The following is a 16,143-nucleotide window of genomic DNA, read 5'->3' as shown; positions in this document are numbered from 1 at the left end:
CCCTTACTCATGACGCACGATGACTTGATCGACCAGCCCATAGTCGTGGGCTTCTTCGGCCGTCATGATGAAATCCCTCTCCACGTCCCGCTCGATCCTGTCCAAAGGCTGTCCTGTATGGGAGGAGAGGATTTGGCTGGTGGTATCTCTCAATCGGAGAATCTCTTTGGCGTGAATGTCAATATCGGAAGCCTGGCCGGACAATCCGCCCATGGAAGGCTGGTGAATCAGGATCCGCGAGTTGGGCAAAGCAAAGCGCTTGCCCCGTGTCCCGGAGCTGAGCAGCAAGGCCGCCATGCTGGCCGCCTGCCCCACGCAGATGGTGGTTACATCCGGCCGTATGAACTGAATGGTGTCGTAAATCGCCAGGCCGGCCGTGATGGAACCGCCAGGGCTGTTGATGTAGAGGGATATGTCCTTCTCCGGGTCCTCAGCCTCCAGGAAAAGCAATTGAGCCGTCACCAGGTTGGCGATGTTGTCATCAATCGGGGTTCCGATGAATATGATGTTGTCCTTCAGGAGGCGGGAGTAGATGTCGTAGGCGCGTTCGCCCCTACTCGTCTGTTCCACTACCATGGGAACTAACATGTGGTTGGGATCCCCTGAAGTCTTGGCTGTGACTGATTTAGGGTTGAACGATAAGTCCCGGGGGAGTCTTGACGGACGCCAGACGAAGGATTAAATCCAGGCACTTCCTGTTTCGGATCGTGTTTTTGATTCTAGCGGCGCCCCCGTCCCTTGTCAAGCGCGATCTGACGGCCTCGATCGGCTGGTCCGCCCCCTGAGCGATGCGCGAGATTTCTTCTTCCAGCTCTTCATCGGAAACGGTCAGCTGCTCCTCTTCGGCAATGTGCTCCAGCAGGACGGCGCGTTTCACATCCAGCACCGCCTTCTCTCGCTGCTGTTCCCGAAACTGGTTCCAATCCAGCTTGAGCGTGCTGGGGTGAACGCCCTGCATCATCAGAGCCTGCATGGTTTCCTTCAGCCGTGTTTCGAGCTGTTCCTCGACCAGCACTTCGGGCACCTCAAAGGAGGTGTCTTCTACCATCCGATCGACCAGGCTGGATTGCATTTCGGAGCGGGCGGCTCTCTCCTTTCGCCCCACACAGTCAGCCCGTACCTTGGACCGCAAATCTTCGAGTGAGGAGTAGTCCCCGGCATCTCTGGCAAATTCGTCGTTGAGTTCGGGCAGGCGCTTCTGCTTGATGGCCTTGAGCTCCACGCGATAGTTCACCTGCTGGCCGGCCAGTTGCCTGTTGGGGTGATCGTCTTCATAGGTGACTGCAAAGGTCCTGGTCTCTCCGCACTGGGCCCCGCTCAGGTTGTCGGTGAATTCCTGCGGCGTCCCCTCTCCACCCAGCTCACAGGTGACGTCCTCGTCGCGGATATCCTTGCGCCCGGCTGTAGAGTACTTCCCCTCCAGCGAGATAACGGCATGGTCACCGGAGCTTGCCGGCCGGTCCTCCACCGGCAAATACTCCGCCGACTGCTCCCGCAACTGTCCAAGGACGACTTCCACTTCCTCGTCCTTGACCTCGGTCGGGACCTGTTCGATCTCCAGCCCCTTGTAATTGGGAAGCTCGAGAGTGGGCGGGACTTCGAAGGTGGCCTTGAAGGTAAAGGATTGCCCCGGAGCGAAGTCGACCTCTGCGATCTTGGGCAACGACAAAGGTGTCAGGGATTCCGATTCCACCGCCTCCTTGAAGTATTTGCGAACGGCCGCTTCCAGAAAATCGGCCCTGATGGAATCCCCGAATCGCTGTTGGACGATCGGCAGCGGCGCTCTGCCGGGGCGAAAACCCGGAACCCGTGCCTGCCGCAGGTACTTTTGGCAGACCGCCTGGTAGTCGGGCTTCCACCGTTCGGCTTCCACTTCTATGCCCAACTCGGTCCTGCAAGAACTCAAGAGGTTCACTTCAACCTTCAAGACATCCACCTTGGCAGGGACGCAACCCCGCTGCCTAGCTTGTTCTGGTTGGATCGAAAGGGTAGGAAACGATCAAAAAGGGTCGGAATCTGGTGCGAAAGAGGGGACTTGAACCCCTACCCCTTTCGGGACTGGATCCTAAGTCCAGCGCGTCTGCCAATTCCGCCACTTTCGCTTGGTGTGCATCTCCGAGCCCGGTTGCCCGAAGCTGCCCGGATCAGTAAGGCTGGGCACTGCGACGAATGCCAATGACAGCAGGCGACAAATTTTATAGCATCTTTGTCGTTTTCGTGTCAATTTCGAGCCCATAGGACAGGCCAACCTGACAGCAGGAGAAGTCCGGGTATGACGATTCCAGCCAGGTACCCGCGGGAAAAGACGGACGTGGGGAAGCGAAGGCGATTTCGCCGGCTTCTGACGCTGCTGGCAGCGCTCTGTATCTGCCTGCAGGCTGCCAGCCCGGCAGGCTCTCCGGCCTCCCTAGCCCATCCCCGGAAGTCGCCCCCCGGCGCCGACCCTGTTCTGAAAACGGTAGAGGCCGCCACGCTAAAGACAATTCTCAAGAAGAAGCAGGGAAAGGTCGTATTGATCAACCTCTGGGCCACCTGGTGCGTTCCCTGCCGCGAGGAGTTTCCCGAGCTGATCAAGCTCTACGGGAAATATCGGGACCAGGGTCTGGACTTGATCCTGATTTCGGTCGACTTTGCCGAGCAGCGAAGACAGGTGGAGGACTTCCTCAAGGAAAACGGCGTGACCTTCCCCACCTATATCAATGCCGAGGATAGCTACGAGGCGCTGATCGGCTTCCTTGCGCCGGACTGGATCGGAGGGTTGCCCACCACCTTCGTCATCGATCGGAAGGGCCGACTGGATCGGAGCCTGGTTGGTGGACAGAACTATGAGGTCTTTCACAAGGCCGTCGCCCCTCTTCTCTGATCCCTCACTGGGGCGGATCGAATGCCCGCGACAGATACCACAGAAAGTGCTGTGCTTCGCCCGAAAACGCACCCGCCGGGACCGACCGGGAGACTCCCCGATCCTGCGTTGCTTCGGTAAACACCCTCAGCGCCAGTTCCCAGAGTTTCGGATCGCGCCCGGTCTCGTAGAGAGCAGTCAATCCTGACGCCAGACTCATTCCGGCTTGCGGGAAGTTCCCGGAAGCCCTCAAGCCGGTCAGCAACTCTCCCGACCTGCCCCGGATTGACTCGGCCTCCCGTTCCAGGCAAGCTTCGACCCGGTCTTGCCCCAACCAGTCCCGACTCCTGTGGATCGCTGACCAGAGTTGCGCCCTGTCCCAGGCTTCAGTCTTGCCGATCCGCCCGCGTTCCGCCTGCCACCGCAGGGCGTTCAGCGGGGACAGTTCCTTCAAGCGCCCCCAATCCCCCTCTTGCCAGGCCCGGATGACATCCACCATCCACCGGGCCTTCTCCAGATAGCGCTCGTCCCCAAGCACCTGGTAACCCCTGACCAGTCCGATCAGGACCGCGGCCGCATGGCGGGGCGCCCGAGCGGGATTCACTTCGTCTGCAACCGCCACCTGCTCCAGCCACGAACGGGCGGCGTCCAGGGCTCGGCGATTCCCGGTCAGCAGATATGAGAAAAGCAGATGTTCCCGCCCGCGCCCGTCCCAACCGCTCGGCGCACATCCGCCGGAGGCGGGGTGGGTCCGCCCGGAAACTCCCAGATCCACCCAGTGGTCAACCAACTCCTCGGCAGCCTCCAGCGATCCGGGGTCTCCGGTCCGAAAGAAGTGGAGGAAAAGACCATGGGCAAGAGCGTCGCTGCGGTCGACGGTCCAGTCGATGCCATTCGAGGGGGTTTCGGCACTCTCGGGGCGGGGCCGCTCTTCGCCTGAACCGAGCCCGCCGTAACCGTCGTTGTCGCCCGCTTCCCGACTGTCGCGGGGCAAACCTGCCGGCAATTCCCGCTGTCTCTCCATCCAGCCGTCAACCTCTCTGACCAGCGGCCAGTAACCCTCCCGGTAGACCTCGGGGGAAGATTCCGAGAGCGGTCCCAGGGCCTGGCCGGCGCGGCAATACCAGGAGGGAGCCGCGAACGCATACACCGGTTTCTGCAGACCCACGAGTTCGTTCTTGACCCGACCCTGGGCAAGGCTGCGGTCGCCGTGAAAGTAGAAGAGCATTTGGTGGGTCCTGGACCCACCGGGCGGGAGGTCCCAAGGTTCGGCCTCCTCCGGAAACAGCCGCGCGATCAGGCTGCCCGACTTATTGATTTCAAAGGCCTTGGGATAGAACCGCCGGAACCGCTTCACACCCAGAGCCAGACCATGCCGCCCGTCGGCCAGGTCCGCCCAGCCCAGGTTGGATCGGAATTCCTTCTCCACCCGGCGCCGCAGCGTTGAGGAAACCGGTTCACGGCCAGCGCCGCCGTCAGGGGCTGACTGATCCGCCTCTACCACCGAGAGGCGATAGGAATCGGGGCTGTCCAGGTAGAGGGAAACGGTTGAAGTTCGATCCAAGTGGCCCTGATGATCCCGATCCCCCCCGCCCAGGGCGAACCGCCGCGAAAGCGGATCCAGGTTCAGTTGAGCCTCAAGGCTGAAGCCCTCCACCGGAAACTCCCCGGTCCCCGAGCCACAGGGCCGAATCAGCGTCAAGCCCAGCTTGAAAAACGTCTTTCCCCCATACACGGTAACCCTGGCCACGTATTCCACGGGGGCGACTCCCGCATCCTCGGAGACGAATGTACCCGACACCTTGATCACCGCGCGAAACGCATTGGCCTCTTCCACCTCTACCCGATTCTCGCTCCAGGGACCCATCCCATAAGTGTTGCCCCCACTTTTCAGGATCATCCGGAAACGGCCGCTATCCAGGATCCGGGTGCGCGCGGAGAAATCGTAGCCCCAATTCTCGTCCACCCAGACCTGGTCCAGCAGTTGCTGGGAAGGGCCTCCCATGAACAACCGCAGGGGCCCGGTAACCACTTCCACTCCCTCGCTGCGGCGGGACAGGCCGATGGGCGAGGGAAATCTCGGCAGGCCGCCGACCCGACGCAGGAAGTACACCACTTGCCCGTTGGCCGGCAGGCTGGCGGCAAAGTGAACCTGGACCCACTGCAGGCTCCCGTCATCCGGCCACCGAGCTATTTCCTTAATGACGGCGGGAACAAAGCGGCCCTGCCCGTCCATCAACTGGAGCAGGCGGCCTGATTCGAGAAGCCCCCGAGGTAGCGGAACGCCCGAGGTGATGGGATGCTGATTGCGAGCCAGTCCGGCAGTCTCCCGCACGGTCAGCGGGATGTCGATCTCTTGAGACCACCCCTTCTCCGAGGACCAGACCGACAGCACAATCAGGAGCAGAAACCACTTCATGGTCAGATCGAAGTCAATAATAAATCCGTGCCGCATACACGCCGCAGCACGAATGATACGATATCGGATGCTTGGACTGCATTTCTCACCGGGAAGCGTGGTCATTGCTCTGGAAAGATTTCACTAGATCGGAACGGCGCTGAACCGAGTTGGCGTGGCCGGCGGGGAATCACATCGTGCAGGGAGGGACCGTGAACCAGGAGACAGTCTTTCGAATTGCCGTGCTGCCGGGAGACGGCATTGGGCCGGAGGTTATCGCCGAGGCGGTCAGGACATTGAGAACCGTCGAGCAGGAACTGGAAGGGGTCTCCTTCGAACTGCAGGAGTTTTCCGTCGGGGCCGGGACCTTCCTGGAGTATGGAAATCCCCTGCCTCCGGAAACCCTGGAAGCCTGTCGACAGCAGGATGCCATCCTGCTGGGAGCCATGGGGCTGCCCAGCGTTCGCTGGCCCAACGGCCTGGAGATGGCTCCTCAGGTGGACTTGCGCGAGCAACTGGACCTCTACTGCGGCCTGCGCCCCTACTATCTCTATCAAGCCGACCTCTCCCCACTCAGGGGCATGGAGGACGGCAGGATCGACTTCCTCATCGTTCGGGAGAGTACTGAAGGTCTGTTCTCGGGCCGTCTCAGGCCGATGGAATTGACCGCCTCCGAGGTCCGCGATCAAATGGTCATTTCCCGCTCCGGGTCGGAACGCCTGTTTCGATCCGCCTTCCGGCAGGCCATGGGGCGCAGGAGACGACTCACGCTGGTCGACAAGGCCAATATCCTTCCGTCCATGGCTTACTTCCGGGGTGTTTTTCAAGAGATCAGCCGGGAGTTTCCGGAGGTTGAAACGGAAGCACTCTATGTGGACGCCGCCAGCCTCCATCTGATCGAGCGGCCGGCAGACTTCGACGTGCTGGTCACCGAAAACATGTTCGGAGACATCCTTTCCGACCTGGCGGCGGGGCTGGTGGGAGGAATGGGCATGGCTCCCTCCGCCGACATTGGAGACGACTTTGCCGTGTTCCAACCCGCCCATGGCTCAGCCCCCGACATCGCGGGCAGAGAATTGGCCAACCCGCTGGCCACCCTTCTTTCCACGGCCATGATGCTGGACTGGCTGGGACATCCCGAAACCCGGCGGGCCGCCGGGGCTGTCAGAAAGGCGGTGACCGAGGTGCTGGTCGCGCCACGGAACAGAACCGCCGATCTGGGCGGGCGATTGAAGACGGCTGAGATGGGCAGCCTGGTGACGGAAGCCGCCGCCCGTTTGCTGTCCCGCGAAGCGGGGAACCAGCCGGGAGACTAGCCCGCATCTCTCACCAAGCCGCTGGAGGCATTACAAGAAGTAGATTATCTTCAGCACCTTGATTGGCTCCATGTCAAGGGCTTGCGCATCACAGACGGCCCTGGGCATGCCCTGGCTTGTCCTTTCCCTTTCAGCGCACACATGCTCCCTCGACCGTAGAAACCGCTACGCTCTTCGGTCGCGAGCACGCGCTGAAGGGGAATGTCCTGCGCCATGATCATGCCCCCTGGTGAGATATGCGGGCTAGAGACACTCAGCCGGCAATATTGGGATCCCACAGGGTTTCCGGAGTCCCCGTCAGGTGACTGGCCCATCGGCTCCAGACGAAGAGCGCGTCTCCCAGCCGGTTGAGGTATTGAACGGCCGCCGCGGGGACGTCCCCCTCCTCACCCAGCCGGACACAGCACCGCTCGGCGCGCCGGCAGATGGTGCGGCAGAGGTGAAGCTCCAGGTTGAGTCGATTGCCTCCGGGCAGGACAAAGGATCGCAGGGGCTCCAGATCCTGGTTGGCTCGGTCCATCTCCTGCTCCAGCCGCTGGATGTCCTTCTCTGTCACCTGTGGCTGGCGGGGATGAATGTCCTCGGGCAAGGTAGCGAGCGTTGCCCCCAGGTTGAACAGCTCGTGCTGAACCCGGACCAGGCAGGTCACCATGGTCTGCAACTCCGGGTTGGGATCCACATGCTCTCGAGCCGTCTGGCAGGCCATACCAACGAATCCATTGAGCTCGTCCACTGTGCCATAAGCCTCCAGGCGCAAGGATCCCTTGGACACTCTTTGGCCCCCGACCAGCTTGGTCTGCCCGGAGTCGCCCTTCCGGGTATAGACGCGATTGATGGCCACCCTGGGTTTGTTGAATCGAGATTCCGTCAAGCCATGACCTCCTTTGGGGCTCCCCGACCTTAGGCGGACCCCTCTTGAGCCTTCTCCAACGCCTTAGTGGTCCTTCGTAATCCTTCGTGTCCCTTCGTGGGTAACTCTTTTTTTTTCAATTCTTAACGGTATGAAGCTAAAGGTCCGCCTCGAACCGGCGCACCTCCTCGAATCGGGTCCGGCCTCTCAGCAATCGTCCCAATCGGGGCCGGCGCTGGTTGTATACCTCCACCGCATCGGCGTCGGCGTAGCGAAAGAACAAAATGCGCCGGTCTCGGCCCGAGCGGTTGGGCCCCGATTTGTGCAGTGTCCAGCAGCTCATCACCAGCGACTCTCCAGCCTTCATGGGGACCGGCACGGCTTTGGACTCGTCTGCACGGGCCATCAGTTCGGCCCCATGCTTGACATCGGCCGCAGCCTTGCCCTGGGCGTGGGCCTGCTGTCCGGTCCGGTTGCTTCCGGGGATGACCCAGAGGCAGCCGTTCTCCAGGCTGGTGTCGTCCAGGGCGGTCAGACAGGAAAGGGCGTTGTAGGGCTCCAGCTCCCCGTATCCGTTGTCCTGGTGCCAGGGGAACACCATGCGGTTGCCCCTGGTCTTGAAGGTTAGCTGGCTGGTCGCCGCCTTGAGATTGGGCCCGATGATCTGCTCGGCCGCGTCCACCAGGGGTCCGGCAAAGTAGAATTGGCGCACCATGGCCGACCGATGGTGGATATTGGGCAAGAGGGCGTTCTCCAACCAGGTCTTACCGGGGTCGAACGCGCTCTTCTCCCTGTTCCAGGTGGCCATGCACTCCTCCCGGATCTGCTCCAGTCCGCGCGGGGACAGGGTAGCGCCGCACACCAGGTAACCCTCGGCGGCAAACCGCCTCAACTCGGAATCGCTCAGGCTCCTGAAAATGAAGGGTGCCTGGTTCATGAGCTTCCCCCTCCCGGCTACGATGCCGGACCCAAGTTCAATAGGTGGCTCGCGCACCGCTGATGTCCACGCAGGCGCCGTTGGTAAAGCTGCAATCGTCGCTGGCCAGGAAGTGGATGAGGGCCGCCACCTCCTGGGGCCTCCCCACCCGTCCCATGGGAATCTTGCTGATCATGTAGTCGATGGTTTCCTGCCCCACCTGGCGCAGAATCGGCGTATCGATCACCGCGGGCGTCACGCAGTTTACGTAAACGCCCTGCTGGCAGACTTCCTTGGCCAGGGCCTTGGTGAGGCAGATCACTCCGGCCTTGGTGGCCGAGTAGGGCGCCAAGGTGGGATTCCCCTCCTTGCCGGCAATGGAGGCCACGTTGACGATCCGGCCGGACTGATTCTTCAGCATGGTGGGCAGCACCCCCCTGCAGCAGAGAAAGACCCCCGTGAGGTTAACGGCCATCACCTGATCCCACTCTTCATCCGTTACCTCCACCAGGGGCTTGGTGGGGCCGGCGATGCCGGCGTTGTTCACCAGGATATCCACCGTGCCGAACCGGTCGAGAACGCGCTCGACCAGGCCGGCCACCTCGTCGGCCTGAGTCAGGTCCACCGGCGCCACCAGGCTGCGCTCCCCGGAGCCGTCCAGCTGGCCGGCTCTTTCCCTGGCGCCATCGGCGTCAATATCGGCGAAGACGACTCGGGCTCCCGCCTTGAGAAACCTCTCGGCGATAGCGGCGCCAATGCCGTGAGCGGCGCCGGTGACGATGGCCACCTTGTCAGCCAGAGAATAAAAGTTCGGATCAGTCATATCGGTCCCTCTTGTACGGTACACTCCGTTGAAAAACGAGTGAAGAGTGATTAGTGGATAGCTATTTGATCGATGGGATAAGCATCTTGTCGGCCCCGTCGTAGTCCATAAAACAAGCTCCGCCCCCGCCCCCCCACGACTGGGCGGATCACAAGAGGGTGAAACAACAAATCTTCATGGCCTAATTTTTAAACATGGATGCAACAGGATGCACAGGATAATCAGTATGGAAGGCTGCTGCACGAGGGGCTGACTCCAGCGATGATCGTGTGAGGATTTGCGCAAGTCCAGGACTGCAACGCCGCCGTCTCCAAGAAAAATCCTGTGTATCCTGTTCATCCATGTTAATAAACCCTCTACTCATGCTTGACTATCAAGCAGTATCCAACCACCATCCGCAGGCGTATGTTTCAGGTACGAAAAATCCTGTGCATCCTGTGCATCGATGTGAATCAAATTTCTGCCCATGTTTGACTTTGAACAGGTTTCCAGCCACTAAGCGCCGGCATTTTTTTCTGGCAAGTGACATGTCATCAGTCACTTGAATGTTCCCGAAACTCTTCGCTAACCACACTCCACGCTTCTCACTTCTCACTTCTCACTTCACACTTCCCTAAAACGGCTGTGCCAGGAAGAAGCCGCCGGTATCGTCATTGATGCTGTAGACACGCGACACGGCCAGCAGGGGCACACCATTCAGGGACTCGATTTCCACCGGGCCGAAATTGCTCGGCACCTCGAGGCTCCCCAGAAGATCGTCCAGATGGAAAATCCCGTTGGGGGGCAAGTTTCGGCTCCGGCTCTCGCCAATGATTTGCCCCTGGCGGTTTCGGACACGAACCCGAACACGAGCCTCTCCCCCGTTTCCCGCATTGACGATGGTGATCGTGGATCGGAACTGGTTGACATTGGTGGCCGAGGGTATCAGCAGTTTGGTGGAAGATAGCACGTCCGACCGGGCAAATCCCGGATCGCTGGTCTGGTTGTTGATCTGTGACACGAATCCAGCCACGGGGCGGTCGGCGTCCAACTGGATCCAACCGAGAGTGTCACCCCCCCCGCCTGAACCGGAAAGCCGCCGGTTTACCCGGTTCAACTGGACCAGACCGAACGGCGGCACCTGCTGGCTGGTCATTCCGAGACGGGTCCCCGCGGAATCGAACAGTTGGACCTGCACCCTGGCCGGCTGCCCGGAGAGGTTGGTGATCCCCAGGTTGCTGCGAAACTCCCCGCTCTCCCGGCTGATGGGAATCACCGCATGGCCGGAGGCTGCCTCCAGATCCAGTCCGCGGAAGAAGCCGCTGGTGCCGGAATCGAGCGCATACACCCGTGAGGTGGCAATCAGCGGCACCCCGTTGGTGGACTGGATCTCCAGGGGACCGGAGACCTTGGAGATTCCGAGGTCGGCATGCAGGTCCGGGCTCTGGAACTGGCCGCGTGCGGGGATGGCCACCTGCTGGCGGTGGAGCAGCCTGCCTCCTCCATCCCGCTGGATCAGGGAAACGTCGGCTGTCGTGTCTCCAACATTCAGAACAACCAGGGAGGAACGAAACTGGTTTACCGATGTGGTCGAGAGGATCCCCAGCCGGGTGCCGCCCGACATGGCCCCCAAATCCAGGCTGGGGTCGCTGGACCGGTTGTCGATCTGGGTGACGTAGGGAAACACCATCTGGTCGGAGGAAACCAGCACCGAACCGGAGACATTGGAGAGCTTACTGGACCCGCTGCCCAGCAGGCGGCGAACCAGGTGGTTGAGCTGGATCAGCCCACCTCGGGAAACGCTCTCGGTCCGGGAACCCAGCGGCTGTCCGGTGGGGTCGAACAGCGTCAGCTCGACAGTGGCCCCGGAGAGGATGTCGGCCGTCAGGCCCAGGTTGGTGCGGAATTCTTCGGTGTCGGTGACCAGCGGTAGAAACTGCTCGAAGGCATAGCTGCCGTCCTCGGGATTGAAACGAAAAAACAGACTTCTGCCTTCGGACAGCCGCGGCCGGTTGAAACCGAACTGGATGGCCCGGTCGCGTCGGTCATTCTGAAGGCCGATGGTGGCGCTTTCGCCTTGGGTCAAGGGCCCTTGCAAGCGCCGATAGAGGAAGGCGATGTCGTTGCTCCCCTCATAGAGCACCGCTTGAAAGGTCAACCGGGTCGCGTAGTCCGGTTCAGGGTCGTCCTCATCGTCGTAGGCGCTGAAGTTCTTCCATTCAATGATCAGACGGCGGTCGGGAGCCTCACCCAGCACGCGGGTGTAAACGGCGCTGTCGGTCTCTCCAACCACCAGGTCGTGAAAGAAGGGGGCGATCAGGTTGGCCGGCATCTGGCCGACAGAACGGTCGGGACGAGGCACCTGGTGTCCGGGAATTCGGCCGTTTTCCCATTCGGCCGTCCCCCCAACCGCAGGGGTCAGCGAGACCCAGCCGTTGGTGGAAATGTTGACCGGACTCCCTTCCGGAAACGCCCTGGTGAACAGGACGAACTTGAAGGGCAAGGCGACGCTGGCGAAGGAGTCGTCGGGGGTTCGGTCCTCTTCCTCGTCCAGCCGGAACTCCAACCGGGAGGCTTCCGGGTCCCGGCTCAGATCCAGGTAGGAGAAACTCGGCTGGGGACGGTTCCGGCTGGGCTGCAAGGGCAGCACCGTGAACTCGCTGCTGGTGGCAACCTTGCCGCAGACCTCTACTGTAACCGGACCGCTGGTGGCACCGAAGGGAACCAGCGTGACGATCCGGCTTACCGTTGCCGAGATCACTTCCGCCGGATGGTTGTTGAAGCGAACCCGGTTGTACTCGGCCACCGGATCGAAGTTGCGCCCGGAGATTGTGACCGTCGAGGTCACCTCGGCCGAACCGGGGGTCACGGAATCGATGGTCGGCGCCGGCGATACGGAATCGAATGCCGACTGCAGGCTGTCGCTGCTACCGTCGGGATTGATCACCAGCAGGTTGTAAGAACCGCAGCCGTTGGGCCCGGTAGTCCCCTGAATCATCCCCGAGTTCAGCCATTTCTGGTCGTTCAGAGGAATGCCGTCCAGGCTCACGATGGCGTCGCGATCAAAGTTCGAACCTGTGACGGTTACCGAAGTGCCCCCCGCGCGCGGGCCCGAACGGGGAGTGATTCCGGAAACCTCCGGGCCCGGCTCGGTTACCTCCAGGCCCCCGCTCAAGGCCGCCAGGACATCCCCTTTCTCCACGAACAGACTCCTCGAACCCAAGAGTGCGCTGCCTTCCACGTTCACCTGAATCTCCGCTCCACTGCCACCGATTGACCTGGGCGATTCCAAGACTATTCCCTCGCCCAGCAGGAAGTACCTGCTCCCAAACCCAAGTCCGTCCCCAAAGACTCGAATCGATCGTTTCTCGCCCCTATGGAGGCGAGTACCCAGAAATGGATCGTCGAGATTCAGGTGAGGTAAAGCCGGAGGCGAGACCGGGATATCCTGGCCCGTAAGGGTGGAGCCGGCGCTCACCGCGACCGGGTCCCCGACCTGGCTGTCCGGACCGCTCCCCAGGAAGGTGGTGGCGAATCGGGTGTTGAAGTCCGCAGAACCACGGGGCTTGATAATGTTGCGCTCCATCACCGGCCCATCCAGGGGCTCGGCGTAAACGGTATAGGAACCGGCGGGTAGCCCTGAAATCCGGTAGTTGCCGTCTTCGCCGGAAAGCGCCGAGGTGACCGCCCTCCCCTCCTCGTCCAGGGCCACCACGTGGGCGCCAAAGACCCCTTCGCCGTCGAGCAGAACGCTTCCCTCAATCCCTCCGGTAGAACGACTGAATGCGGGCTCAGGATATAGGACCGAACATCCGATGCGGTCATCCGTCTGCAGTACCCGGAAGAAGGTCACTCCCAGACCGGCCGTTGGATTCATGGTGGCCGACACGATGGCCGTGTGGTCCAACCCCAGGAGGTGTCCAATTTCATGGGTGGCAATCGACTGAAGATCGAAGGTGCCGCGTGCGCCGTCGCTCGAGAAGATCTGGTTGGGATTGAAGAGGATGTCGGCATCCACAATTGGAGGGTCTTCGACATTGCGAAAATAAAAGGTGAGAGTCACCGCAACCACGCCCGAGCTGAAGTCAAAACTGTCGTCCTGGAAGGAGATCACGTTGGTGTAGTCCAGGGCGGCAGCCCGGGTCTCGGTTGTGCCACCGTAAGAGAAGGTAATCGCCGAATCCTCTAAGGTTTCCCAGGCTTCAAAGCCGGCGTGAACAGCCACGAACTCGCTGCGGTTGCCGGTAGCAGGCAGGCCGCCCTGATGGATCTTGTAGACGACCGGAAAGGTTTTCCATTTGGCGCCGCTGAGGAAGGGAACGAAGGCCAGGGCTGGCGAATGGGAATTCCACCAGACAAAAACCGCTGCCAGCAGACAGAGGAGCGGCTGGTAGCGAGCCTTGCCGGGCGGGCAAGCATTCTCAGATGAGGCACAACCGCTCAAAGGGCCTCGGCCGGACTTGTTCCTGCCTGAATTGGATGACACGGAAACGGCTCCTCAAGGATGCATCCCGACAGTCACTTGCCGGAGTCGCCGACGAGTTGCCGGATCCTGCTCAACAGCCGATCCAGCTCGACCCGATTGGGAATCGGTGTTTGTGAGGACGATTCGGGCGAACCGGCGACCAAGCGAAGCCCGGAGGATGCATGATGGGCCGTCCTGACTCCCCGGCGATCGGCAGTGATGCGGAACATGCCCTGGGAGAGTCCCATGAGGATCCAGTTACCGCTCTTGCCGGCTTCCAGGAAAAGCAGCACTTCCTCGTGCACCCTGAAACTGGGCGTTCCCGAAACCAACAGGGTCATACCGTCGATGGTGCCGCCCACCGTCACCACCGTGGCCGTCCCCCGGGATTCTCCCTTCAGGTCCTCCGTCACCGCAAACCGGGTGGCGGTGTAGATCCTCGTTCGGCTCTTGTTCCAGTAGGTGTCCTGAGAAATGCAGCGGCCCAGCATGATGCGATGCGACCCGCGAACCATCTGCTCCAGGCTTAGCCGCTTCACCGTTGTAGCTTCCAACCCGGAAACCAAAACCGGAATACCGACCCCAGCCAGCAACAGGGTTGTCCCCAACCCTCTCCAAGCTCTCATCGCGATTCTCATGCCCGGATGCCTCTGCAGGACAGGAAAACTCCGAGTGTTTCAACACTTTCCGTTCCACCGGAACGGTCGAAACCCGGATTCAAGCCCTAACCAAAATGCTAACCCAAGAATTCCGATTGAAAAAGGCAGAATCGGTTAGCTCTTGGTGGCCCTTCGCCGTCCTTCGTGCAACTTCGTGGATAGCTCTTTTCCTGGCTGTCGACCTGAGGCGCGACGTCGCTACTCTCAGATCCGCTGGATCGCCCGCTCGGTGACACCAGCCTCCGTGATGGAAAAAGCCCTCACGGAAGGGACGCCCGGCGCCAGCAGGGAAAGAATGAAGTAGATGCAGTCGGGATAGAAGGCCTGGGCGATATCGGTCGCCGATGGATAAGCCTCGGAGGAGGGATGGCTATGGTAGATTCCGAGATGGCGCAGACCCGAGCCTCGGAGATCCTTGAAAAACTGAAACAGTTCCCCGGGAACCATCTCGTAGCGGACGGGACTTTGGGCCAGATTCCGCATCCTGCGAAGGTAAGTGATCCGTCCGGCCTGCCCCATCAACAGGCCGCAGCACTCCAGTGGGGCTTCCAATCGGGCATGTTCCACCATCGAGTCGATGATGGCGGCTTCGATCTGGACCCCCATGAGGTCTTTACCTGCGCCGGACCGGGAAATCCCGGTCCGGCGCCGACCGGCTTCTCTAATCGTCGAATTTGCGGCGGAGGTAGGCGGGAACCTCGAGGTCGCGCGGGTCATAGGGACGACCCTGGCCTGGCGGGATCCCGGATTCCGGAACGGTCACCGCCTCGGGCTCCGGGGCGTCGGGGCTTGTAGACTGGCTGGCGGAGTCTTCCAGATCCACGGAATCTCCGACCGGTGGCTGGATCGTCGATTCGGCGCCGTTGTTGTCGAATCCAGTGGCAATAACCGTGATTTTCATATCGTCCGTCATTTTTTCGTCGATCACGGCGCCGAAAATGATATTGGCATCCTCGTCGGCGGCTTCGTGGATTATGGAAGCTGATTCACTGACCTCGTGCAGAAGTAGCTCCTCCGATCCCGTAATGTTTATGAGAATTCCCTTCGCTCCCTGAATGGAGACATCCTCCAGAAGAGGCGAGGCGATCGCTCGTTTGGCGGCTTCCGCGGCACGCTCTTCGCCATTGGCGGTTCCGGTTCCCATCAAGGCTCTGCCCATGCCCTGCATGACCGCCTTCACGTCGGCAAAATCCACGTTGATGATGCCGGGTACCTGAATGATGTCGGAAATCCCCTGAACTCCCTGGCGCAGAATGTCATCGGCTACCTGGAACGCCCGGGAAAAACTGGTGCCTCTTTCCACGGTCTGGAGCAATCGCTCGTTGGAGATGGCAATGACCGTATCCACACAGGCCCTGATGTCCTGCAGCCCGCGTTCGGCCTGAACCCTCCGCTTTTTCCCTTCAAACAGGAATGGCTCGGTCACGATAGCCACCGTCAGCGCACCCAGTTCGGCCGCCAGGTTGGCAATGATGGGTGCCGCGCCCGTACCCGTACCTCCGCCCAGACCTGCCGCAACGAAAATCATGTCGGCCCCTTCCAGAACCTCGATGATCCTGTCCGTATCCTCCAGGGCCGCACTCCGGCCGACGTGGGGATCGGCCCCGGCTCCAAGACCGTTGGTGAGCTTGGCGCCGATCTGCAGCTTGGTCGGTGCCCGAGACACCTGGAGGGCCTGCGTGTCGGTATTGGCCACGATGAATTCGACGGCCTCGACGCCGGCGTCGATCATTCGGTTAACGGCGTTGGTGCCCCCTCCTCCAACGCCGATGACCTTGATGACAGCACCGTTGGAACGGGGCTCGTCCAACAGAAACTTGACGGAACGATCGGGCTTGGTCAATTCCATGGTTCCACTCCTTGGCATGGTAGCGCCCGAGACGTCATCTCTCGGG

At 61.0% G+C, this 16,143-nt stretch carries 12 protein-coding genes and 1 tRNA gene; 2 read left to right on the top strand and 11 right to left on the bottom strand.

From position 1 onward, the window contains the following. Positions 1–3: 3 nt before the first annotated feature. The 3 genes from clpP to OXI69_06230 form a co-directional block, all read right to left on the bottom strand. On the bottom strand, positions 4–588 hold the full coding sequence (clpP, locus tag OXI69_06240) for an ATP-dependent Clp endopeptidase proteolytic subunit ClpP (protein ID MDE2665731.1): 585 nt from the start codon (positions 586–588) through the stop codon (positions 4–6). Positions 589–625: 37 nt separating this feature from the next. Then, positions 626–1,915: a trigger factor gene (gene tig / locus OXI69_06235; protein MDE2665730.1), complete on the bottom strand. Its 1,290-nt coding sequence runs from the start codon at positions 1,913–1,915 to the stop codon at positions 626–628. Positions 1,916–2,017: 102 nt separating this feature from the next. After that, positions 2,018–2,102: transfer RNA gene (locus tag OXI69_06230), tRNA-Leu, on the bottom strand. Between the two features lie 170 nt (positions 2,103–2,272). Here OXI69_06230 and OXI69_06225 point away from each other — a divergent pair. Continuing rightward, positions 2,273–2,863 (top strand): TlpA disulfide reductase family protein, encoded by a 591-nt coding sequence (locus OXI69_06225; GenBank protein ID MDE2665729.1) that lies wholly within the window; start codon positions 2,273–2,275, stop codon positions 2,861–2,863. 4 nt (positions 2,864–2,867) lie between these two features. On the opposite strand, the gene OXI69_06220 is transcribed toward OXI69_06225, so the two are convergent. Next, entirely contained in the window at positions 2,868–5,297 is a 2,430-nt protein-coding gene (locus OXI69_06220) for a hypothetical protein (GenBank protein ID MDE2665728.1), read from the bottom strand. Between the two features lie 155 nt (positions 5,298–5,452). On the opposite strand from OXI69_06220, the gene OXI69_06215 reads away from it, so the two are divergent. Next, complete coding sequence (locus OXI69_06215) at positions 5,453–6,556, top strand: isocitrate/isopropylmalate dehydrogenase family protein (GenBank protein ID MDE2665727.1); 1,104 nt, start codon at positions 5,453–5,455, stop codon at positions 6,554–6,556. 253 nt (positions 6,557–6,809) lie between these two features. On the opposite strand, the gene OXI69_06210 is transcribed toward OXI69_06215, so the two are convergent. The 7 genes from OXI69_06210 to ftsZ all read right to left on the bottom strand — a co-directional run bounded on the left by OXI69_06210 (position 6,810) and on the right by ftsZ (position 16,097). Further along, a complete protein-coding gene (locus tag OXI69_06210) occupies positions 6,810–7,427 on the bottom strand; it encodes a cob(I)yrinic acid a,c-diamide adenosyltransferase (GenBank protein ID MDE2665726.1) in 618 nt (205 codons plus the stop codon). Positions 7,428–7,563: 136 nt separating this feature from the next. Next, positions 7,564–8,343, bottom strand: coding sequence for a phytanoyl-CoA dioxygenase family protein (locus tag OXI69_06205; GenBank protein MDE2665725.1), 780 nt, complete (start codon positions 8,341–8,343; stop codon positions 7,564–7,566). A gap of 37 nt (positions 8,344–8,380) precedes the next feature. After that, entirely contained in the window at positions 8,381–9,145 is a 765-nt protein-coding gene (locus tag OXI69_06200) for an SDR family NAD(P)-dependent oxidoreductase (protein MDE2665724.1), read from the bottom strand. 613 nt (positions 9,146–9,758) lie between these two features. Further along, positions 9,759–13,610, bottom strand: a complete 3,852-nt coding sequence (locus OXI69_06195) for an IPT/TIG domain-containing protein (GenBank protein MDE2665723.1) — start codon at positions 13,608–13,610, stop codon at positions 9,759–9,761. 32 nt (positions 13,611–13,642) lie between these two features. Beyond that, positions 13,643–14,215, bottom strand: a complete 573-nt coding sequence (locus OXI69_06190; protein ID MDE2665722.1) for a hypothetical protein — start codon at positions 14,213–14,215, stop codon at positions 13,643–13,645. Between the two features lie 237 nt (positions 14,216–14,452). After that, the gene (locus OXI69_06185; GenBank protein MDE2665721.1) at positions 14,453–14,854 is read right to left on the bottom strand and encodes a M67 family metallopeptidase; all 402 of its coding nucleotides are present in this window, start codon (positions 14,852–14,854) and stop codon (positions 14,453–14,455) included. Positions 14,855–14,909: 55 nt separating this feature from the next. Next, positions 14,910–16,097 carry a cell division protein FtsZ gene (gene ftsZ, locus OXI69_06180; protein MDE2665720.1) on the bottom strand — a complete coding sequence of 396 codons (1,188 nt, stop codon included), beginning with the start codon at positions 16,095–16,097 and terminating at the stop codon, positions 14,910–14,912. Positions 16,098–16,143: the final 46 nt, after the last annotated feature.

It is taken from the genome of Acidobacteriota bacterium (assembly GCA_028875575.1).
In the GTDB taxonomy this organism is placed as follows: Bacteria; Acidobacteriota; Terriglobia; order Versatilivoradales; family Versatilivoraceae; genus Versatilivorator.
This window is presented reverse-complemented; position numbering and strand designations above follow the sequence as displayed.

What these genes read in the sequence shown, in the direction of transcription:
- clpP (MDE2665731.1), bottom strand. Translation starts at nt 588, where the DNA reads ATGTTAGTTCCCATGGTAGTGGAACAGACGAGTAGGGGCGAACGCGCC.
- OXI69_06225 (MDE2665729.1), top strand. Translation starts at nt 2,273, where the DNA reads ATGACGATTCCAGCCAGGTACCCGCGGGAAAAGACGGACGTGGGGAAG.
- OXI69_06220 (MDE2665728.1), bottom strand. Translation starts at nt 5,297, where the DNA reads ATGCGGCACGGATTTATTATTGACTTCGATCTGACCATGAAGTGGTTT.
- OXI69_06205 (MDE2665725.1), bottom strand. Translation starts at nt 8,343, where the DNA reads ATGAACCAGGCACCCTTCATTTTCAGGAGCCTGAGCGATTCCGAGTTG.
- OXI69_06200 (MDE2665724.1), bottom strand. Translation starts at nt 9,145, where the DNA reads ATGACTGATCCGAACTTTTATTCTCTGGCTGACAAGGTGGCCATCGTC.
- OXI69_06190 (MDE2665722.1), bottom strand. Translation starts at nt 14,215, where the DNA reads ATGAGAGCTTGGAGAGGGTTGGGGACAACCCTGTTGCTGGCTGGGGTC.
- OXI69_06185 (MDE2665721.1), bottom strand. Translation starts at nt 14,854, where the DNA reads ATGGGGGTCCAGATCGAAGCCGCCATCATCGACTCGATGGTGGAACAT.
- ftsZ (MDE2665720.1), bottom strand. Translation starts at nt 16,097, where the DNA reads ATGGAATTGACCAAGCCCGATCGTTCCGTCAAGTTTCTGTTGGACGAG.